Origin of the sequence: Desulfopila aestuarii DSM 18488 (assembly GCF_900143695.1) — a bacterium.
Lineage (GTDB): Bacteria > Desulfobacterota > Desulfobulbia > Desulfobulbales > Desulfocapsaceae > Desulfopila > Desulfopila aestuarii.
Map to the genome: position 1 here is coordinate 132,112 of NZ_FRFE01000008.1, position 22,181 is coordinate 154,292.

Below are 22,181 nucleotides of genomic sequence, written 5' to 3' on the forward strand. Positions count from 1 at the left end.
AGCCATTTCTGTTCGCGTAAAAAAGCAAAACCCCGGAAACGCAGTTTGCGTAACCGGGGTTTTCACCACATCACGGCCTTGATTAGATCAGTTTATGCCCACCAGTTCCAGGGCAAAGGTCAGGTCCTTGCCGGCCAGTGGAGGATTGGCATCGAGCATGACAGAATCTGGAGTTATGTCGATCACCTTAACCCGCAAGACCTCACCGTTTGTCCCGCCCACTTCAAGGAGCATGCCCACCTCGAGTTTGAGGTCCGGCGGTACCTGGGCCTGCGGCACGGTCATAACCAGATCTTCCTGAAGTTCGCCATAGGCTTTGCTGCAGGGAATCATTACCGTTTTTTTCTCGCCCACTGCCATACCGGTGACAGCCTCATCAAAACCAACGATCACCTGTCCGCTACCGACCTTGAACTCCAGAGGGTCACGACCTTCCGAGCTGTCGAACACAGAACCGTCTTCCAGGGTTCCGGTGTAGTGCACCTTAACTGTATCTCCATTTTTTACCTGCGCCATTGTTACTCCTCTTGCCGGGAATCTCCTCGGCTGTATTGGTTTACGGGCTGCCCACATCAGCACCCCGAATGTTTCGTCCATAATCCATGCTTACGGCAAACCATCCAATAGGATCAGCTTACTGTCTGCGATAACCGATTCATGTTCACACACTCGTTTGTAGAGAAACATGAACTTTGCACTATAGCACAGAGAAGCCTGCGTGCAACAAAACCATACGAAAAGATCGATATCCATCCTCACCGCAAACATTCTCCGTATAGCCCTTCTTGTATATTTCAGAAAAGACAGAGATGTCTTGAAAAACCATTTTCGGCAAAAACCACAAAGCGATATTTCCCCTTTTTCTTTTGAGACCACTGTAGTAATTTTCTGAGTATCCAGAAACGTGGCCGTTTGCCCACCTTCCGCCGCATCGATACCAACGGCTAAGCGTACCGATCCCTCGTTTTTTTCGAGACCGACATTTTTTATGCCATTTGCAACAGAGACACCATGAACAAGACGAAAATCATTGCCACCCTCGGGCCCCAGTGCCAGACCGCCGATCAACTGGTGGAGTTCATCGCCGCAGGCATGAACGTCGCCCGCATCAACCTCTCCCATGGCGACCGGGACAGTCATCTCCGCCTCATACAGCTGGTCAAGGAGGCACGGCAGCATGCCTCCTCCGACACCGCCATTCTACTCGATACCCGTGGTCCGGAAATGCAAGTACAGGAGATGAAAGAAGCCGTCGACCTGGTCAATGGCCAGGAGCTGACCATCTGCCCCACACCAGAGGACCCGGCAACGGGCCGCATCGGCATCAATTATCCAGGTTTTGCCAGAGATGTCACACTCGGCTGCAAGGTGCTGCTCGACGACGGCAAGCTTCTGCTTGAAGTAACCGCGATAGATGGCAACGAGGTAAAAACCAGGGTGGTCGCAGGCGGCAAATTAAGCAGTCGCAAGCGGGTCGCCCTGCCCGGCCTGGCCGTCAATCTGCCCTCTCTCTCTGAAGAGGATGAGGCGGATATCGCATTCGGTGTGCAGCAGGGTGTCGACTTCATTGCCGCATCCTTTGTCCGCCAGGCGGACGATGTCTGGGCAGTACGCAGGATTATCGAGGACAACGGCGGACAACAGGCAATTATCGCCAAGATTGAAAACCGCCAGGGAGTCGAAAATATTGACAGGATTCTGAAAGCTGCCGATGGTTTGATGGTCGCCCGCGGCGATCTTGGTGTGGAGATGCCAGCCGAAGAGGTACCGGTAATCCAGAAACGATTGATCCGTGCAGCCAACCTCGCCGGAAAACCGGTCATCACCGCCACCCAGATGCTGGAGTCGATGATCGTCAACCCCTCCCCCACCCGGGCCGAGGCCAGCGACGTGACCAATGCCATTTTCGACGGTACCGACGCAGTAATGCTTTCGGCAGAAACGGCCGTGGGCCACAATCCTCTGGCGGCCATCCGATTTCTGACCCGTTGCGCGGCTATTTCCGAATCATCACTCGATTATGACGACATTCTCGCCAATGGGTTGCGGCATCGCCGGGCCGTGGTCACCGACGCCATCTCCTATGCCAGCTGCGCTACTGCCGCCGATCTTGAGGCGGCGGCAATTATCGCCACCACCAGCTCAGGCTCTACTGCCAGGATGGTCGCCCGCTACCGGCCAAAGGCACCAATCATTGCGGTAAGTCCCAATATCACCACCGTTCGCCAGCTCCAGCTGGTCCGCGGGGTCATGCCGCTGCTTTCAGCCCCGGCCACCAGTATGGACGAGCAACTGGACATGTCCATTCATGCCGCGACCCAGGCCGAGCTGGTACAGAACGGCGACCTGGTGGTTATTACCGCTGGCCTGCCTATCCAGACCAAGGGGACTACCAATATGCTCAAAGTCCATACAGTTGCCGATGTCTGCTTCACCGGCCAGGGTATCGGCACAACAATGACAGATGGCGAGGTGCGGGTCATTCTCTCAGAAGAAGACTGGAAAGACATACCCCAAAACGCCATTGTCGTGCTGGATGGTACCGACCACAGCATGCTGGACAACCTGACCAGGGTACGCGGCATTATTGCCGAACAACCAGGCCTGACCTCGCACGCCGCCATAATTGGCAGGGAGCTGGAAATTCCCGTCATCTGCAACGTCACCAATGCCACGAAAATTTTTGAAAACGGTCAGACCGTTACCATTGACGGGTCGACTGGCCAGATCTGCTACGGCAGTTTGCGGGGACAGTAAAAGCCGCCTCCCCACCTGAAAACAGTGAAGGCCGCAGACTGTCAGTCTGCGGCCTTCACTCATTCTCCCCAAAAACTCTGTTAGTTTCAATTAATAGATTGCGGAACCGAACTCCTCAAAAACCGTATCAATGGGGATGGCAAAGCCAATGCCTTCGGTATCTTGCAGGATCATGGTGTTCACACCGCGAACATAGCCGTTTTCATCAATAAGCGGCCCACCGCTGTTGCCGGGATTGATGGGCGCATCGGTCTGGAGAAAAAGGCTGCCGTCTTTCGAGTCCTTTCGGTAGCCGGAAAAAACGCCCGAGGTTACAGTATTGCGAAGACCCACCGGGCTGCCGATGGTGAAAACCTTATCTCCCTGCTGGATCCTGGAGTTCTCCGGTGGCCTGCTCAGATGCTTGACATCATTGACATAGATCGACATCAGAGCAAGGTCATGCCTGTCACTTATGAGCAGGAAATTAGCGACTTGGCTTGTACCATCGGCCAGGATGATTTTGACATCGTCAGGCCTCAGTTTCTCTTCAAGTTTGGCCAATCGCCGCTCAGCGTCTTCGAGTTGTGGCATAATGGTGTTGAGATTCCGCTCACTCTCACCGATTATAATTTCAAGCTGGCCGCGGGTAGGTACATGCTTGGTCTCACGAAGACGCGCCCGCATATCGCGAATCTTCTGTTTTTCGAGCTCGACCAGTTCGCGCGTTTTCTCCACCTTATGGCGAAATTCGACAAGCAGGTTCTCGTCCATCTGCACCACATGGCGATTGGTGACGATAAAGTTATCGCTCACGAAAAAACCGGATCCAGAACCCCATGGAGTCTCGATGGAAACCGTGGCCTGACGCGCCTCTTCAATGGTCATGGGGCCACTATTCTTCACGTTTTCGACAACATTTTTCGGTGCGAGAGGTCGTTGCGCCGTTTCCACCCTGGTCGGACTTTCTGCAGCTGGCTCAGGCGCAACAGCGACCTTTTCAGAACTGACCGGTGCGACAGCGGGCTGACGATTGGAATTCATGTAGTAATACGTGCCCCCAGCAGTAAGCAGCACCAACACCAGCGACTGGACGATGGACCACATCCTTCCGGACTGTTTTTTCCGTGCCTCTTCTTTTGCTACCTGTTCTTCCTGCAATCGATTTTGGGCGAGTTTATAACGCGCATAGATGACACCACATGCCTCACACTCTTTACCCATATGCTGTTCGTGCCCACATTTCGGACATCGAATTTTTTTTAAAGCCATTATTTCCTCCGTCAGCCAAGCCGTGATATTTGGTGCATTCCCTATCCGAATATATTGTTGCTTTTTAAAAATGCAACGAAAACCCAATTACAAGCTTTCTAACCTTTTGATTTCATGTGAAGCCGATATGTCTCTCCAACTCTTTTCAGGTTCATTAATTAATTATAATGAAGTACTATCATTACATACTGTTTATCCATTAGCCGAAAACAACATGTTGTGCTTACCGATTTATCAACACGGTGAAGCTCAGTTCTTCACCTCAATGCAAATTTGAGAATTATTGTATCAACAATGTTAGAGATCACGCCTCATATAACCATCCCAGAGCAGGAAGTGGAGATCACCGCTATCCGGGCTCAGGGTGCGGGTGGCCAGAATGTCAATAAAGTTGCCAGCGCGATACATTTGCGTTTTGACATCCGCGCCTCGTCCCTGCCGCCACATATCAAGGAAAGACTGCTGCTCTTACATGACACGCGACTCACCTCCGAAGGCTGCATCATCATCAAGGCCCAACAGTTTCGCAGTCAGGAACAGAATCGGGAGGACGGCCTGCGAAGGCTTGTTGAAATCGTGCGCAGTGTCACAGTTGAGCAGAAAAAAAGAAGACCGACACGACCTTCAAGAGCCGCCAAAACCAAACGACTGGAGAGCAAAACCAAACGCGGCATGATCAAGGCAATGCGAAAAAAGGTCGACTAACCCTACTTGTGTAAACTTCGGGAAAGTGGAAATCTGAAACGAAATTGCAGGATGAACACCACGCTGCACAGAAAATACAAGATGGACTACTTGCGGGTTTTTCGTTGCAGTTGCGGGGCAGAAAATATTTCCGCCACTTCTGAGACTTTCTCGTCGATAAACGTCACTTCGGCAATCCCTTCCAGAGTCACGGTGTCGCCTGACTTGAGACCACCGGCCTGATCGGCGGCCAGGACACAACTATAGCTCAGTTCCAGCACAACCTGCTCGCCCCTTTCATAACATTCCATGACCGTTTTCTTTCTGGAAGAACAACGAGCACTCTCGGCAAGTTCGTGCGAGCGGACATAATCTATGCCTTCGACGCTGCAGGTCACAACGCCATCGACAATGGTAATACATCGGGCATCAGGGTGAAGATAAGCGACCATTCCCTCAACGTCAAACGCATTAAAGGCATGAACATACGCTTCAATTATGGTGCGTTTTTCCTCTCCAGTCATATGCCGGCTCCCATTGGTCAACCCGGCCGGATCACAATCCTGACAGTGTTCGTGGCTCGTACCCATAACCATACCTGTGTTTCAGAGTTGCAGAGCACAACGTGCATCAAGACAACCCTGTCTACACTATAACAACTGTTTAATTGAAGAGAATCGCCTCACATTCATAATGCGCGAAACAACCCGCTCCATCAACGTCTGAATGAGTGCCTATCATACCTGCATTACATATGAATCTCTGTTAAAGTTCACATGTCAGGCATTTCTTTGCAAGTATTTTCTGCGGATTTCATGAAAAACCACAAAAACACATGAGCATTTGCCAGTATCTCATTGGCTTTCCATGCAGGAAGGTCGGTTTACGTATCATCCCCCCAACCGACATTTCCCCTGTTGAAATTGCTGCTTCACTCGCCCACAATATCCCATAAACGATCACTTTCATGGTTGACAGGCGCGCCGCATCCACGCCGTTTTCCCCTTAAACACCTTTAAGACCCTGGTCTTTTGCCTCCACCAAAGAATTTGATTGTCACAAAAACAATGATTTGGTATTGTATGATGTTTATCGTGAGTGTCGGACCAGGAACATGAAACACCCTTGCATCGTTGATACGGCTTTATCCACTTCAGCTTGTCCCGGAAAAACAGCCATCAGCCGATTGCAGGTTGCCCCATTGTCAGTTTACTGTTTTTTGTAAACTGTCTTGCAGAGATCTGGAGAGACACATTTAGGCGGAACATGCGCGCACGTTCGCCTTGTCCTGAAAGCAGGACGACCGCCTCCCCTTCCCCTTGCAGATGTCGTTTGCTCGTCTCTCCTCTGGGATCAACCCGTTGTATTTTACAGGATGTATCATGTCACAAGATTTTGTTGCCGAAATGGTTACCGACTTCTCTGAACTCGGTCTGATCGAACCCCTGCTTCGTGCGCTGAATAGCGCCGGCTACACCGAGCCTACGCCTATTCAGGCGAAAATGATTCCCCATGTCCTGGCCGGAAACGATGTTGTCGGCCAGGCCCAGACCGGCACCGGCAAAACTGCCGCTTTTGCCCTGCCACTCTTGAATCAGCTCAAACCCACAAAAAAAGCCACGCCCCAGATTCTGGTACTTGCTCCGACCCGCGAGCTCGCCATCCAGGTAAGCGAGGCGTTTAAAAGCTACGGCGCCAATCTCAATAATCTTCGCGTACTGCCCATTTTCGGTGGCCAGGAATACGCCGGACAGTTGCAACAACTTCATCTCGGTGTCCACGTTGTTGTGGGCACCCCGGGCAGAGTAATGGATCATATCCGCCGTGGCAGCCTCAAACTCTCCACCATCCGCTCCATCGTCCTTGACGAGGCAGATGAGATGCTGAAAATGGGCTTTCTCGAAGACGTTGAGTGGGTCCTTGAGCAGGCTCCGAAAGAACGTCAGATCGCTCTTTTTTCCGCCACCATGCCAGATTCAATCCGCCGGATCGCCGCTACCCATTTGAACAACCCGGTTGAAATCACCATAAAGAATAAAACCGCCACCGCCGCAACCATCAGCCAACATTACCTCACCACCAACGGTTTCAATGCCAAGCGTGAGGCACTTGCCAAGATACTCGAAGCGGAAACCGTTGACGGTATGCTGGTCTTTGTCCGCACCAAAATGCAGACTGTAGAACTGGCCGAATATATCTCAGAGCTCGGCCACTCGGTAGCCGCCTTAAACGGTGACATCGCTCAAAGCCAGCGTCTCCGCACTGTTGAACAGCTGAAAAGCGGCAAACTCGACATTCTCATCGCCACCGATGTCGCAGCCCGCGGCCTTGATGTTGAGCGGGTAAGCCATGTAGTGAACTTTGATATTCCGTTTGATACCGAGGCGTATATTCACCGAATCGGTAGAACAGGACGGGCAGGCCGCCAGGGCCGTGCCATTCTTTTCCTCACCCCTCGTGAACGCACCATGCTCAAATCCATCGAGCGTGCCACCCGTCAGAAAATTGAGCAGATGGCACTGCCTACGGTCGCCGAGATAAATGCCAAACGAATTGCCGCATACAAAAATACCATCAGCGAGACGCTATCCACCGACTGCTCTTTCTTTGCCGGGTTAATCAACGACTATTGCAGTGAAAACGGCACCTCTGCCGAATTGGTCGCCGCTGCCCTGGCCAAGATGGCCCAAGGCAAGACACCGCTACTGTTGCCCGAGGAACCTCGTCGCCAGATTCGTCGAGAAAGAACTGAAAGAACTGACGTAAGCCAAAAACGGAGTACTGAACAGCGTCCGCGCAAAGGCCGCCATGTTGGCTTGCCACCAGAGGAAGGCATGGATCGCTACCGCATTGAAGTAGGCGAAGTGCACGGGGTTAAGCCCGGCAACATTGTTGGCGCCATTGCCAATGAGGCAGACATCAGCAGCGACCATATTGGCCGAATCAACATCTTTGAAGAATACAGCACGGTTGACCTCCCCTATGGCATGCCGCATCAGGTCCTGCGCCTGCTCCATGGTGCCCGTATCAATGGACGACCGATGCGAGTCCGAAGAGACGAAGAGGCGACGCAGGACACACCGCGCAAATTCGACCGTTCAGGAAAAAACGGTGCATCAAAAGGGCAAAAACCAATGAAAAGCGTACAGCGCAAAGGCCCGGGCAAGTCCAGGTCTTCTGCCCAACCCGCCTACAAGTAACCAAACTATCACAGGGCGGAGCGATGGAAAACATCGTCCCGCCCTGCTTTTTTTAAATGAAGATGTCCTGAAAAGTGTTCACCCTGAGAATATAATATTTTGAGGGAATACGTTTATTCAGACAATTTTGCTATTCTCTTCAATTTCACCCTTGTTTCTATGCTCGAAAACACCTTCTGCCATATACCCGGAATAGGTGCCGCCACCGAAAAGCGCCTCTGGGATGCAGGCATTACCAGCTGGGACAAATGGCACGAACTGCTCTCCCTGCGACTGCCAAACAGTAGCCGGATCGAAATAACAAAGCTGTTGGCCGAGTCTGGCAAAGCCCTGAATAACGACCCATCCTTCTTCACCAGCCGCCTACCCTCTCATGAGCAATGGAGGATATTCCCTCAGTATCGCGAAACAACCGCATATATCGATATAGAGACCACTGGGCTTGGCGAAGATGCCGACTTAACCACCATTGCCCTCTATGACGGCAGGGAAGTAAAATACTACGTCAATGGTGACAATCTGGAGCAGTTCGTCGACGACATCTGCAACTATACTGTTCTGGTCAGCTATAACGGCAAGTCCTTTGACGTGCCGTTTCTCGAGCGGTATTTTCGCATCACCCTGAACCAGGCCCAAATCGATTTGCGCTATGTCCTGGCTCGCCTTGGTTTTAAAGGCGGCCTGAAAGGATGCGAGAAGATGTTGGGCATCGACCGTGGCGATCTGGATGGCGTGGATGGATATTTTGCCGTACTGCTCTGGAAGGAATATGAAAACTACAATGACCATAAAGCGTTGGAGACACTGCTCGCTTATAACATCGAAGATACTGTAAACCTCGAACAGCTCATGATCGAGGCCTACAATATCAACATCGCTCAGACACCTTTTGCCAAGGAATTAAAACTTCCCCGACCATTGTTACCCAGATTACCATTTCAGGCTGATCCGGTGTGCGTGGAGCGGGTGAAACGGCGGTATGGGGTGTAAGTGCCCCCGCTCTCATCGGCCTGTTCGCTGACCGACACGGGGAAAGAGTGCTATGACCGGCAAGGTCAGAAGAGGAATGAAGATAAGAACCCCGAGCACCCTGGGTATACCGTAAATATCGGCAAAGTGGCCGACCACAGGGGAAACGATACCACCCAGGCCGTAAGCAAAGCCCATCATCAGGCTGGCGACCATTGATCGTCCTTTCGGGGCAAGTTTCTGCGCCATTGACACGCCCAGCGGCAACGGTGCCAGCACGAAAGCACCCGCCAGAAATGCAGCTGGATAGGCCCAGTTACCTCCTGTCTGGAGCAGCAGCCAGAGGGTCGGCGCCATTCCTAGATAGCAGAAGAGAAAGACAGGCTTGAAGCCAATCCTATCCGACATATGGCCGGCAAGAAGCCCGCTTGCGGTGCCCGCCACCACAAAGAGGGAGTAGATTACTCCCGCCTCGACCACTGTAAATCCTTGCTGGACATAATGAACCGGCATAAAGGTCAGAAATGCCTGACCAACCAAAGCCCGCAAAAACATCACCAGCCAGATCAAGGCTACCGTCTTCCAGACATCGCCAAGGCTTTCCTTCAATGCCCCCAGAAAACCGAAACGTTGCAGCCCTTCGCTTTCAGGTCTTGGGATAATTCGCGCCAGATAGCCAAGACCCAGAAGGCCTACCAGCATGGTGGCAGGCATTCGCTCAAGACCAAAAGTTGCCACATACCAGGTAATAAAGAGTGGTCCGAGTCCAAAAGCAAGGGTTCCTCCGGTGTTGAACACCGACATGGCGAATCCGGCTCTACTCCCGGCATACACTGGCACCATACCAGTGACCGAAGGGTGAAACATGGAGGAGCCAATCGAGCCCATGGCCACGCAGGCCAGGAGCATCCAGAAGTTCTGGGCCACACCGCAAAGCGGAATGCAGATTACCACCAGTGACAGCCCAGTGAAAATAAAGCGTCGGGTTGGGTACCTGTCAGCAAAATAGCCTACTGTCGGCTGAACGATAAAGGCCAGCAGCCGCATGACACCGGCAATAACACCGATCTGGGTCAGACTGAGACCAAGCTTGTCGACAAAGACGGGAAACAGGGGACTGACAAAAGATCCGTAAAAGTCCCCGATAAAATGAACAAGGGTTAAGCCAAAGAGAATCTTAAGGTTCTGTGACATGAGTGAATTCCAGCCAGAACGGCGGCCAGACAGCAGGATCTCCCAGGGGGAACCCACCGGGCAATACCTTCAGAAAGGTGCTGTTCGCAGTACATGTAAATGGATAATGAATCAGAAAATCTGTCAGGGCAGCACGTGCCCCGACAGATTTACAGAGTGATCAATTCGCCTTCGCGGGCAAAAAACACTTCGATATCCCCGTATCTTCCAGGCTGACAGTATTCCTTGGCCAACTCATCGATCTGGGCATCAGTCCGCTCGGGATCGTGATGGAACATCGCCAGTTTCTTCACTCCGGCCCGACTCGCCGAGGCGATGGCATGTTCGAACGTGGAATGGCCCCAACCGATTTTACCGTTATTGTATTCTTCTTCGGTATACTGGCAGTCGTGCACCAAGAGATCCGCATCCCGATAAAACTCCTCTAACATCATATTCTGCTCTTTTGCGACCTCTTCCCCTTCATAGGCCATTGCCTCGTCGTAATCGGGATGATTCGGGTCGGTGATAAAGAGATTGCGGAACGGTTCGGTATCGTAACAGGTGCACACCTTTTTTCCAGCATGCTCAAAACGATAGCCAAGGGCTGTGATGGGGTGATTGATCAGCTTGGTGACCACCGTAAGCCCATCGCCCAGATCGATACTGGGGGCCTCGCTCAATCTGATATATTCGATATCAGAAGCCAATTCACCCATATTTACAGGGAAATAGCGATACTTCATCTGGCCACCCACGACGTCTTCCAGTGGGTCATCCTCAAAGGTAACTGGTCCGTAAACTTTCAGTTTTGTACCGGGGATATAAATGGGTGTAAAGTATGGAAATCCCATGATGTGATCCCAATGAGTATGGGAGAGAAAGATCGAGGTGCTGATCGGCCCCTTGGGGAGATCATTTTTTAAGAGGAAAGTTCCCAGATCGCGTATACCAGAGCCGGCATCAACGATGATCAGCCGGTCATTTTCACCTACCCGCAACTCAATGCAGGCGCTGTTCCCACCATACTTCTGGGTGTTCGGCCCCGGACAGGGAATTGATCCGCGGACGCCCCAAAACCGGACTTTCATCTTGCTCCCATTTCAATCAGTGCTGGTTATGCGATTAGGGCAGAGCCGGACGGGCCATTGACTGCCCGTAAGTTCGCCCTCCTGTTTCCAATACCCTTCCACCCCCAGAACGAATCGGTCAAATCTGTAAGAATATTTCAGCTTTATGGATTTCTGCCTGGACACCTTCACCGATATGACCGAAATCCTCGGCACTGATCTCGAGCACCTTAAGGAGATGCTCCATTTCCACCTCTGAGGGAAACGGGTTTCCGGCAAAGCCGATATCAAGAATGTTGGTATAGATATTACCGAGTGCCACAAAGGCCACCTGCTTCGCCAGAGGACCGCTCAAATCATCGACATTGTGATGCTTTCCAATGCAGGTTGATATCACCTCATTCAACTTCCACTTTTCGGCAATCATCAACCCCACTTCCTGATGATCTATGCCCATGATATCCCTTTCGACCTCAATTAATGGCGCTTGTTCTTTCTTAGCAATAGTCAGCACCTCGATATACTCATCGCCGAAGGGTATCTTGCCAAGATCATGGAGCAAACCAGCCACAAACAGCTCTTCACGCTCCATCACCGGCACTTCTTTAATTCCGGCAAGCAACTTGGCACTGACCCCGGCCCCGATGGTGTGCGCCCAGAATCGGGTGGTTGGCAAGGCTCGAGATTTCTTGGTACCTGCCACGGTGCGGATAATGGCAGTACTCAACGCCATATTCTTCACTGTATTCATCCCCAGCATCGTAATGGCCCGGGTCAGCGAGGTAATTTTGGTAACCAGCGAGTAGTAGGCAGAGTTAATCAGTTTCAACACTTGACCCGTCAATACCGGGTCAAGTGAAATAACTTTGTTCAACTCGTTTGGCGAAGCATCAGTGCGGCTGCAAATCTCCATAACCTTGCCGACCGTCGTCGAGAGACTCGGCATTTTCTGGATGAACCGCTCAATATCCTTACGCTGTTTATCTTTATCAAAGCTCATCAATTCATATCCCTCAAGAGCCAAAAACCCCAACGAAGGGGAAGACATTCCTTTCTCAGATTATTGCTATGTTCTCCACAAACAAAACAATCTGTAAGGCACTAAAATTTCAATAACATCCAGCCAACCTTTTCACTTCATACGCATTGTATCGAAAGATGGACGGCAGGTCAAGAAGCCGCCGGCCCTTGCTCAATGATTATCGTGAATAGTCAATCAGCTGACCCGACAGAAATTCACAGCATCCGTATAAGAGAGGGTCGTACCACCAAAAATATCCAGGGCGCTGCCGACGGTTGCGTCAAGTCGTCCTTTACCAAGATCACGGATCAAAGCAAGATCATCAAGGTCACGCACTCCACCTGCGTAAGTGGTCGGCAATGGTGACCACTCTGCCAGTTTTACCACCAGTTCCTCCTCGATGCCCGCACATTTCCCCTCAACATCAGCGGCATGAATAAGAAATTCATCAGAGCAGCGAGCCAGGTCTTCGAGCACAGCCGGAACAATCTCCACCTCAGTAAATTTTTGCCAGCGGTCGGTGACGATATAATACCTGTCGCCACGCCGTCGGCAACTCAGATCGAGTACCAGTCGCTCTTTACCCACCGCCTGCACCAGCTTGCCCAGATGCCCTCGGTCAATCTTGCCATCAGAAAAGACATAGGAGGTGACAATGACATGGGAAGCGCCGGCAGCAAGCCACTCGCGAGCGTTCTCTGCCGTGATACCTCCACCGAGTTGCAAACCACCCGGCCAGGCGGCAAGCGCCTCGCGCGCCGCCTCGTCATTGCCAGGACCGAGCTTAATGATATGGCCGCCGGTCAGGTTGTCATTTCGGTACAACTCCGCAAACCAGGATGAGGGTTTTTCGGCGGTAAAATTTGTTCGCAGTTGTCCGGGATTTTCATCAGAAAGTGACGAGCCGACAATCTGCTTCACTTTGCCTTCGTGGAGATCAATACAAGGTCGAAATTTCATAGCTTCCTTCAAAAAAAAACGGGACAACCACCTCAAGGTGGATATCCCGTTTTCAACCTGACCGCTTGTAATGCTATGCGCCGGTAAGTGTCGTCTGCTGCCTATTTTTTCTGGATAAGCAGGGTGGACGGATCGAGTTTCAGTTTGGTGCCGGGATCGACTGTACACTCGTCACATTTAAGAATCTCCAGGTTCATCTCTTCGCCCTGGGGATTAATCAGCAATATGGTATCGAACAGATCGTCAATCTCATGACAGGGAGCGGGAACACCATCGGCGCTCTTACGGTTGTCTTCACGGTGACGAACCGCGGAAAACCAGATCATTTTCAGACCGCTGTTCTCCATGAATTCGCGCATCTCTTTCACGGCTGCACGATCAGCAGAAGCAAAATCAAACCCATCGATAATAAGACACTCAGGCTTGAAGATTTCCTGCTTGACCAGATCATCAAGACGTTCCTGGAACTTGGCCCTGGAAAAAGAGGTCTCATTGAAAGTCATGATCATCCTGTTTTTCATGACCTCAGGGATAGCCTCAACTTTCTCACCGTCAGTCAAGAGTGAGAGGATGTCATCATACCAGTTGCGGGTCTTATCCACGGACTGGCCGATACTGACATGCAGCACCTTGTTGCCCAGCAGCATGCAGTCCAATGCGAACTGAACCAGTATCGCGGTCTTGCCAAGTCCGGCTCTGGACATTACCAGACCCATGCTGCGGATTCCATCCTTGGTCTTTTTCTCAAGACCAAGCGCCTTCAGCGGGTTATTGACTACCAAATCGTTGTCTGCCATGGCAAATCACCTCATTATATGTCTTGTCGGCAAGCATCAATTGATGCTGCCCGCATCGGGCGCAAGATATGCGCCCGTGATATTCTTTGTAGTATGTTCCGAAGCGAGAAGCAACTAGTTGTTCTTCTGCTCTGCCTGATAGGCTTTGACAAGCTCTTCGGAAACACCCTTTGGAACCGGTTTGAAACTCGCGAATTCCATGGTGAATTCGGCTTTACCCTGGGTAAGGGAACGGAGCACGGTGGAGTAACCGAACATCTCTGAGAGCGGTACCTCTGCCTCGATCACGGTGTAGAGCCCCTCTTCCATGGAACCGATAATCATACCACGACGCTGGTTGATGGAACCCATGACGGCACCCTGGAACTCTGAAGGACCTTCGACTGCCACCTTCATGATCGGCTCAAGAATCTGCGGCTTGGCCTTCATGTAGCCCTCTTTGAAGGCACCGATGGAGGCCAGCTGGAAAGCGACATCGGAGGAGTCGACCGCATGGAAGGCACCGTCGTTGATGGTAACCTTGACCCCGGTGATCGGTGCACCGATGAGAGAACCCTTGGCAACTGATTTCTGAAAGCCCTTTTCACAGGAGCTGATAAACTCGCGGGGAATGACACCGCCCACGATGGCGTCGACAAATTCAAATTCACCCTCTTCAAGCGGCTCCATGAAACCGGCGACACGACCGTACTGGCCGGAACCACCTGTCTGTTTCTTGTGGGTGTAGTTGAACTCGGCCCGCTGGGAGATTGCTTCACGATAGGCAACCCGCGGTGCACCGGCTTCAACCTCAGCCTTGTACTCACGCTTCATCCTCTCGATATACACTTCAAGGTGCAGTTCACCCATTCCCGAAATGATGGTCTCACCGGTTTCCTTATCGACAAAGGAACGGAAGGTCGGATCCTCTTTTGTGAAGCGGTTAAGCGCCTTCGACATATTGACCTGGGCCTTGTTGTCCACCGGGATAATAGCCAGAGAGATAACCGGCTCGGGGATATGCATGGAGGTCATGGAGCAGGAAATCTTCTCGTCGCAGAAGGTATCACCGGAAGCACAGTCGATGCCGAACAACGCCACGATATCACCGGATCCGCAAGAATCGATTTCTTCCATCTCGTCCGAATGCATCCGGCAGAGACGGCCGATCTTTACTTTTTTGCCGGTACGGCTGTTGTAAACGGTGTCACCCTTGGTGAGAGTGCCCTGGTAGGTACGGATATAGGTCAGCTGACCGTAACGGCCATCTTCCAATTTAAACGCCAATGCGACCAGCGGATCTGCCGGATTGTTGGTTACTGCGAACTCTTCCTCGCTCTTGTTGAGGTCAAGTGCATGATTGGTAACGTCAGTCGGGCATGGCAGGAAAAGCTCAACAGCATCAAGCAGCTTCTGAACGCCCTTGTTTTTGTAGGCAGAACCCATCATAACCGGAGTGAACTCAAGAGCCAGGGTGCCTTTACGAATTGCGTCGTAGATAATCTGGATGTCGACATCGCCGCCTTCCAGTAGAGCTTCCATCAGCTCCTCAGAGAACATGGAGATTTCCTCGAGCAGGGCCTCACGTTTCTCCTGAGCCTCATCCGCCATCTCAGCCGGAATCGCTTCTTCACGAATCTTCTCACCGTTATCGCCATCAAAATAAATGGCCTTCATGGTGATCAAATCGACCATGCCCTGCAGATCGCTCTCAAGACCGATCGGCATCTGCAGCATGTGAGCATTCAGCTCAAGTTTTTCGCGCAGCTGCTTGGTAACTTTGTACGGATTGGCACCGGTACGGTCGCACTTGTTGATGAAGGCGATACGCGGAACGTTGTACCGGGTCATCTGCCGGTTAACGGTAATGGACTGGGACTGAACACCGCCAACAGAGCAGAGTACCAGGATAGCACCGTCCAGAACCCGCAGGGCGCGCTCAACCTCAACGGTGAAGTCAACGTGGCCGGGGGTGTCGATGATATTGATATTGATATCTTTCCAGGAACAGTACGTGGCGGCTGACTGGATAGTAATGCCACGCTCCTTTTCCAGCTCCATGGAGTCCATCTTGGCGCCAACACCGTCTTTGCCGCGAACCTCATGGATAGCATGAATCCTGTTGGTATAAAACAGGATACGCTCGGTCAGGGTAGTTTTTCCCGAATCGATATGGGCACTGATACCAATATTACGTACTTTCGATAAATCTTTCATGGTTGCTTTCCTCTACCAACTCTGCACACCGGATTTTCCCGGCCCCACTGTCACTCAACCTGGGTAATGAAATAAATGGTGATCACGCAAAAAGTCTTAACACCTCCAAAGGAGAGACTCACCACATCAACCCGTTGTACTGCCGAACCGTCGGTTCTCGTGGTTTTTTGCGAACCCAACAAAAAAATAAGGAGCCACAGCTCCCTGCAACTCCGTATTCAACTGAATTTAATGCGTATCACTTTCAGGATTTGAATACTTTCATCATGTCCCTTTTCTACCGGGGACGTTCCCGCTCACTCACCACCTGCACCGAAGAAATATGTACTGCAAATCACAGGTAGGGAGCTGGATACTCTTCAGAAAATCACATATCTCGGGCTGCATTCCACACCCAAGACATAAAAAGTTCCTCAGAAAACCGGGCACATTACATCAGACCAAGCCGAAAAGCCAGAAAAAAAACGCATCGTCTGACGTTTTCTCTCCTCCGCATCAGGCATGTTGTATCGCTAGTAACAACCAATAAAAAAAAGCCCATTCCGACCCGCACAATTCTTCCGTTATCAGGACCCCTTATATAAGGTCCCGCCATGACAGACAAATAGCCCTGCCAGCCAGGAGAAGCCCATCATCTTCGGTACTATTTTGATAACCATTCCCCATCAGGGACGCAAGCAGAAAATCACACTAAATCAACATGAAAAGAAAATCATTTTTCTTATTTCAGGTTAGCTTTGCCAAATCGAGACTGCATAAGAAAGAGCCCGGACCTTGCCGGAAGGAAGTCTGGAGGGATCAAAGCTATATTTCTCAGCTGAGTATATTGAAGACTAATTGATCCCTTCACATGTCTGTTACAAGGAATCTTCCCTGGTCATTACCGATAATGCCGCCTACGGAAATAGCATAGCCAGGCAAGCTGCCGATAATAGTTTGCTGGCTTCACCTGCTGTTCCTTGCGATAGCAGATGTATCATGATAACTTTAGATTTATAATTTTCATTAACATTTTTTAGTCACTCCAATCAGTTCTGCAACAAAGCAACCAGAGTGTTGCATCTCCCTCTACCAATTGATCTTTTTGTACAGGAGGTCCTGTGAACATCATTGCCACCCGCTCTTCTAAACCCAATAATCTACCTCTTGGAATTGGCATCGTTCTCCTGTTTCTTTTGGCTGGAATTCCGGCTGGCAGCGCCACAATCAACACCATTGGGCTACTTGCAGGAGCTGGCGGTCTCGGTGATCAGTCCTACAACGACATGGCCATGGCCGGCCTCGGCAAAGCACAGCAGCTCTATAACTTCAATCTTATCGTCCAGGAAACCGAAGGAACCCATGCATCCCAGATCAAAGGGATGCAAAGCCTGATTGATCTGGGTGCCCAGGTTATCGTCGCCAACGGGGCCGGTCTCGGCAATCTGGTAATGGAATATAGCCCGAAATTCCCCAAGATACTGTTTATCGTCAATGACTTCCCCATTGAAGGCTTTGCCAATGTCGCCTCGACATCCTTTGCCCATGAAGAAGGCTCCTATCTGGCCGGAATTCTGGCCGCTTCGGTTGCCACCACTGGCTCAATAGGTTTTATCGGCGGGGTTGACCTCCCGGTCATCCACAGTTTTCTTGATGGCTTCAGCCGGGGCGCTAAAAGCGTCTCGGAAACGGTCACCATCACCAACACCTTTGTTTCCCCTGCCGGGGATTACTCCGGTTTTACCAATCCATCCCAGGGATATGCACTCGCCACGGAAATGTACCAAAACGGTGTTGAAATAATTTTTTCGGTGGCGGGCCTCACCGGTAACGGTGTTATCCAGGCTGCACGTGAGCAGAAAAAGCTGGTGATCGGAGTTGATGCTGACCAAGATCACATGGCCAAAGGATATGTACTGACCAGCATGATGAAACGACTGGACCAGTCCACCTACCTGGAAATCGAGAAAATCATGAACAACAGCTTCACCGCCGGAGTCACCCATTACGGTTTAAAAAATGGCGGGGTGAGTCTCTCCCCAATGCGTTTTACCAGGCAGCTGGTAAGTGACGAGATCATGGCAACACTTCATCAAGCCGAAAAAGATCTCATCTCAGGTAAGATACAGATTCCAGATACCATGTAAATAAAGATGGTGACCAACTGAAGACCACAGGACAATTGTCCAGTTGATATATAGGAATTTTCAATGCATAGAACTTTCTTTCTCATAGTAAGCCTTCTTCTCATCATGGTGCTGCCGGGTATTTTCGTTTCAGCACAAGAGAAGCCAACACTTGGGCTGCTGATAGGGGTATCAGGGCTTGGCGACCAGAGCTTCAACGACATGACCTACGCAGGAATGATCAAGGCAAAACAAGAGTTTGATCTGAATCTCATCCTTGAGGACAGTGAAAAATCCGATACCGGATTTGAACTTTCCATGCAGCGTCTGATCGATAAAGGGGCAAAAATTATTGTGGCCAACGGCTTCTACCTGAAAGATCTGGTGAAAAAATACGCCACCCGCTATCCGGACCGCTATTTCATTCTGCAAGACGCAGAGCTGCCGGACCTGCCCAACGTGGCCTCCATTATCTATTCCGTCCATGAAGGCTCCTTCCTGGTAGGAGCGCTTGCCGGCATGATGACCAAGTCCGGAAAGGTCGGTTTTCTTGGCGGGGTCGACATTCCGATCATGCACGTTTTCCGGGAAGGCTACCGGCAGGGAGTAATGTATATCAATCCGAAGGTCGATGTCAGGGAAGAATTCGTCACCAAGGCTCCTGATTTTTCTGGTTTTCGACAGCCATCTGTCGGACATGAACGTGCAATGGCCGCTTACGGTGCTGGTGTTGACATCCTGTATGTCGCCGCAGGTCTGACCGGCAACGGGGCCCTGCAGGCCGCCGAGGATTCAGACCGATTCGCCATAGGCGTCGACTCCGACCAGGACCATCTGGCAAAAGGCCACATTCTCACCAGTATGATGAAACGGCTCGACATCGTCACATACAGTGAGGTCAACAAAATAGTAACCGGCAAATTTATTCCAGGCGTGAAAACCTATGGATTAAAGGAACACGGCATCGGGTTGAGTGACATGAAATTCACCCGTAATCTCATCCCGCCAAACGTGCTTCGACGGCTTGATGAGATCAAAGCCGAAATAATCGCCGGCAGGATCAAGGTCCTCAACTATCTGGACTCTACCGTGACCACTCAAAATGGTACCGGAACATGACCATTGGCGCCCGGCTCAAGCCACGAATCATCCTCGGCACCCTCCTTGTGCTGCTTGTCTGCATCGTCATTGTATGCGCTTTTTTCCTATCCCGCGAACGAGAGCGGCTGGAAAACGAGATTAAGAGTCAGGGGCTGGCCCTGGCCAATCTGGTGGCCCAGTTCTCGGCGACGCCCATTGAAAAGTACAGCTTTTTCATCGTTCAGGAAGTTGCCCGCAACGTGGAAGAGGCAGAAGGCGTTGCATTCTGCGAAATTTATGATTCCAACGGCAAATCTCTTGTTCAGGTCGATGCAACCGTACGCGGCAAGCCAATAGAGAAAAAGAAACGGCGAGTCGGAGACGACATCCTCATCATCGAAACGCCCATTGTCAGCGAAGACAACCTCCTCGGCAAAGTTGAGATAGGGTTGGAGCTTGCATCCGTCGAAAAAGAGATCCAAGCCTATATTATCCGGTTGGGCATCGGGGTTCTGGTCCTGCTCCTGCTGGTCGGCATAAGCATCAACATTTACCTCTCCTATGCCTTTGTCTCGCCAGTGATCCATCTTTCTGAAGTGGTGCAGCATCTAGCCAAGGGTGAATTTCACGAAACGAAGATCGCACAGCGAGGGGATGAGATCGGGGATCTGGCCAGGGGTTTCAACGTCATGAGTAACAACCTCAAACAGCTCTATCAGGATCTCGAAAACAAGGTGGATGAACGCACCGCCGACCTTGCCAGAACCAACCGCCGACTGGAACAGGAAATAGCCATCCGGGAAAAGGCTGAAGAAGACCTTAACACAGCCAAAGAGGCTGCGGAGCGCGCTAACCAGTATAAAAGCAATTTTATCGCTAATATGAGCCACGAAATCCGCACCCCGCTAAACGCTATCCTGGGCTATGCGCAGATTCTTCAGAGCCGCAATGATCTGGATGGCCAGGTGCGAAAGTCGGTCGAGGCTATCGATAAGGGAGGCAGTCACCTTCTCGGGATCATCAACGACATCCTCGATCTCTCAAAGATCGAGGCGGGCAGAATGGAATTGAAACCGGCAAGCTTCGATCTCTGCCTCTTGCTACGGAATATGGCCAGCCTCTTCGAGCTGCGTTGCACCGACAAGAGCCTCACCTGGCAGGTGGTCGGCATCGACACCCAACAGGCCATTCCTGTTATCGCCGATGCAGGGAAACTGCGGCAAATCCTCATCAACCTGCTCGGAAACGCGGTGAAGTTCACCAACAAAGGAGGCGTTGTGCTCCGCGTGATTCGGGAAGACGCCGACCGCTACCGGTTCTGTATCGAAGATACAGGCCCGGGCATTCCAGAAGCTCACCGTGAACAGATCTTCGAGCCCTTTTCGGAAATGAGCAGCAACAGTGGTAAAGAGGGCACCGGTCTCGGCCTGTCAATTACCATCAAATTTCTGGAAATGATGGGCAGCCGTCTTGAGGTGCTCGCCAACGAGCCAAACGGTTGCCGATTCTGCTTTGATCTGGTACTCCCACCAGCCGACAAATCGTCCTTGCCGGCAGAAACCCAGCAGGATAGAATCAAGGGATTGCTATCGGATACACCGCTTACCGCCCTGATCGTCGATGATGATAAACTGAGCCGGGCCATGTTGGCCCATCTGCTCAACAAGGCCGATGTTGCCACTACAGAAGCGGATAACGGCCTGGAAGCCTTGAAAGCGTTACAGCAAAATCGACCGGACATCATCTTCATGGATCGCTATATGCCAAAAATGGATGGAGCAGAAACCATCAAGAATATCCAACGGATCTATGGCGACCAAGCCCCGCCCATTGTCATGATCACCGCCGCAGCTTTTGACTCGGCAAGTGAAACCCAGGAGCTGATGGGAATAGAGGGCATTATCATTAAACCTCTCGATATCCGTCAGGTTTTCAAGTGCATGGCCTCAGTCTTGGGCCTACCGTTGCAATATGATGCCTTGGGCGGCGACAGCCTGGAACATGCAAACAGCCAGATCAGCCACAAAGAAAAGCTGCAACTGCCTCAAGGCCTCCACGATCGATTGTTATCTGCTGCAGAATTTGGCAAAATCAGCCAACTGAGAGAACTCGCAAAAGAGCTCGCCGCAACTCCCGGGGTAAGCAGTGCTTTCACCGCGCAGTTCCGCAGGCATCTTGAACTCTATGAACTGCCTGAAATCGTAACGCTTCTCCAGGCGACGGAAACCATATGACAAATGACCTGCACCACATTGGCGATACGGTTCTCGGCTTCGAGGATCTGGAGTCTGCCAGAATTCTGGTTGTTGATGACAACACCGCGAATATCGACGTCATGCTGGCTTTCCTCGAAGCGGAAGGCTATGACCTCAGCATTGCCACCAACGGGGAGACGGCCATTAAAATCGCTCGGCACAGTCGACCCGATCTCATTCTCCTGGATGTGATGATGCCCGGTATGAACGGGTTTGAAACCTGTAGAGAGCTCAAAGCCGACGAGAGGACCAGGGAGATCCCCGTTATTTTCGTCACGGCCAAAAAAGAGGTGGAAGATATCGTCAGTGGCTTTCAGAGTGGTGGTGTCGATTATATTTCGAAACCCTTTCGTCAGGAAGAGGTGCTTTCCCGGGTCTCCACTCACCTCCGCCTGAGACGACTGGTCGTTGCCCAGGAGCGGCTCATTACCAAATTGAATGGAGCCCTGGCCGAAGTGGATACCTTGCGGGGATTACTGCCCATCTGTTCCTATTGCAAGAAAATAAAGGATGAGAAAGGTGCCTGGAAAAAACTGGAGACCTATATCCGTACCCACACCCAAGCCAATTTTTCCCATGGCATTTGCCCGGAGTGCCTGGAAAAAGCCTTCCAGACTGACACATAAACACGATGGAATAAGTCGGAAATAATCCACTGCCTGT

17 protein-coding genes are annotated in these 22,181 nt (G+C 51.3%); 8 read left to right on the forward strand and 9 right to left on the reverse strand.

The window, feature by feature from the left end:
* Window positions 1-87: 87 nt before the first annotated feature.
* Window positions 88-516 (reverse strand): FKBP-type peptidyl-prolyl cis-trans isomerase, encoded by a 429-nt coding sequence (locus tag BUF15_RS10105; protein WP_073613347.1) that lies wholly within the window; start codon window positions 514-516, stop codon window positions 88-90.
* A gap of 495 nt (window positions 517-1,011) precedes the next feature.
* Between BUF15_RS10105 and pyk the strand changes: the two genes are divergently transcribed.
* The gene (gene pyk / locus BUF15_RS10115) at window positions 1,012-2,757 is read left to right on the forward strand and encodes a pyruvate kinase (protein WP_073613349.1); all 1,746 of its coding nucleotides are present in this window, start codon (window positions 1,012-1,014) and stop codon (window positions 2,755-2,757) included.
* Window positions 2,758-2,847: 90 nt separating this feature from the next.
* Here the strand turns inward: pyk and BUF15_RS10120 are convergent, their stop codons facing one another.
* The gene (locus tag BUF15_RS10120) at window positions 2,848-4,008 is read right to left on the reverse strand and encodes a S1C family serine protease (RefSeq protein ID WP_073613350.1); all 1,161 of its coding nucleotides are present in this window, start codon (window positions 4,006-4,008) and stop codon (window positions 2,848-2,850) included.
* Window positions 4,009-4,302: 294 nt separating this feature from the next.
* Between BUF15_RS10120 and arfB the strand changes: the two genes are divergently transcribed.
* Window positions 4,303-4,713 (forward strand): alternative ribosome rescue aminoacyl-tRNA hydrolase ArfB, encoded by a 411-nt coding sequence (gene arfB / locus BUF15_RS10125; RefSeq protein WP_073613351.1) that lies wholly within the window; start codon window positions 4,303-4,305, stop codon window positions 4,711-4,713.
* Between the two features lie 86 nt (window positions 4,714-4,799).
* Here arfB and BUF15_RS10130 read toward each other — a convergent pair whose 3' ends face one another.
* Window positions 4,800-5,216, reverse strand: a complete 417-nt coding sequence (locus tag BUF15_RS10130; protein WP_073613409.1) for a nuclear transport factor 2 family protein — start codon at window positions 5,214-5,216, stop codon at window positions 4,800-4,802.
* Window positions 5,217-6,074: 858 nt separating this feature from the next.
* On the opposite strand from BUF15_RS10130, the gene BUF15_RS10135 reads away from it, so the two are divergent.
* On the forward strand, window positions 6,075-7,892 hold the full coding sequence (locus BUF15_RS10135) for a DEAD/DEAH box helicase (RefSeq protein ID WP_073613352.1): 1,818 nt from the start codon (window positions 6,075-6,077) through the stop codon (window positions 7,890-7,892).
* A 99-nt stretch (window positions 7,893-7,991) separates the two neighbouring features.
* Window positions 7,992-8,882, forward strand: a complete 891-nt coding sequence (locus BUF15_RS10140) for a ribonuclease H-like domain-containing protein (RefSeq protein WP_234981153.1) — start codon at window positions 7,992-7,994, stop codon at window positions 8,880-8,882.
* 12 nt (window positions 8,883-8,894) lie between these two features.
* Here the strand turns inward: BUF15_RS10140 and BUF15_RS10145 are convergent, their stop codons facing one another.
* The 6 genes from BUF15_RS10145 to fusA form a co-directional block, all read right to left on the reverse strand.
* Window positions 8,895-10,055, reverse strand: a complete 1,161-nt coding sequence (locus BUF15_RS10145) for an MFS transporter (RefSeq protein ID WP_073613353.1) — start codon at window positions 10,053-10,055, stop codon at window positions 8,895-8,897.
* A gap of 149 nt (window positions 10,056-10,204) precedes the next feature.
* Entirely contained in the window at window positions 10,205-11,125 is a 921-nt protein-coding gene (locus tag BUF15_RS10150) for an MBL fold metallo-hydrolase (protein WP_073613354.1), read from the reverse strand.
* Window positions 11,126-11,243: 118 nt separating this feature from the next.
* A complete protein-coding gene (locus BUF15_RS10155; protein WP_073613411.1) occupies window positions 11,244-12,104 on the reverse strand; it encodes an HDOD domain-containing protein in 861 nt (286 codons plus the stop codon).
* 216 nt (window positions 12,105-12,320) lie between these two features.
* Window positions 12,321-13,085 carry a phosphoribosylformimino-5-aminoimidazole carboxamide ribotide isomerase gene (hisA, locus tag BUF15_RS10160; protein ID WP_073613355.1) on the reverse strand — a complete coding sequence of 255 codons (765 nt, stop codon included), beginning with the start codon at window positions 13,083-13,085 and terminating at the stop codon, window positions 12,321-12,323.
* Window positions 13,086-13,186: 101 nt separating this feature from the next.
* A complete protein-coding gene (locus BUF15_RS10165) occupies window positions 13,187-13,882 on the reverse strand; it encodes a P-loop NTPase family protein (protein ID WP_073613356.1) in 696 nt (231 codons plus the stop codon).
* A 114-nt stretch (window positions 13,883-13,996) separates the two neighbouring features.
* Entirely contained in the window at window positions 13,997-16,078 is a 2,082-nt protein-coding gene (gene fusA, locus BUF15_RS10170) for an elongation factor G (RefSeq protein ID WP_073613357.1), read from the reverse strand.
* Between the two features lie 1,100 nt (window positions 16,079-17,178).
* Between fusA and BUF15_RS10175 the strand changes: the two genes are divergently transcribed.
* The 4 genes from BUF15_RS10175 to BUF15_RS10190 all read left to right on the forward strand — a co-directional run bounded on the left by BUF15_RS10175 (window position 17,179) and on the right by BUF15_RS10190 (window position 22,144).
* The gene (locus tag BUF15_RS10175; protein ID WP_084553832.1) at window positions 17,179-18,204 is read left to right on the forward strand and encodes a BMP family lipoprotein; all 1,026 of its coding nucleotides are present in this window, start codon (window positions 17,179-17,181) and stop codon (window positions 18,202-18,204) included.
* A 63-nt stretch (window positions 18,205-18,267) separates the two neighbouring features.
* Window positions 18,268-19,302, forward strand: coding sequence for a BMP family lipoprotein (locus tag BUF15_RS10180; RefSeq protein ID WP_073613358.1), 1,035 nt, complete (start codon window positions 18,268-18,270; stop codon window positions 19,300-19,302).
* Window positions 19,299-21,497 carry an ATP-binding protein gene (locus BUF15_RS10185; protein ID WP_073613359.1) on the forward strand — a complete coding sequence of 733 codons (2,199 nt, stop codon included), beginning with the start codon at window positions 19,299-19,301 and terminating at the stop codon, window positions 21,495-21,497. The genes BUF15_RS10180 and BUF15_RS10185 overlap by 4 nt, the downstream gene beginning before the upstream one ends.
* Window positions 21,494-22,144, forward strand: coding sequence for a response regulator (locus BUF15_RS10190; protein WP_084553834.1), 651 nt, complete (start codon window positions 21,494-21,496; stop codon window positions 22,142-22,144). Before BUF15_RS10185 ends, BUF15_RS10190 begins: the two co-directional genes overlap by 4 nt.
* Window positions 22,145-22,181: the final 37 nt, after the last annotated feature.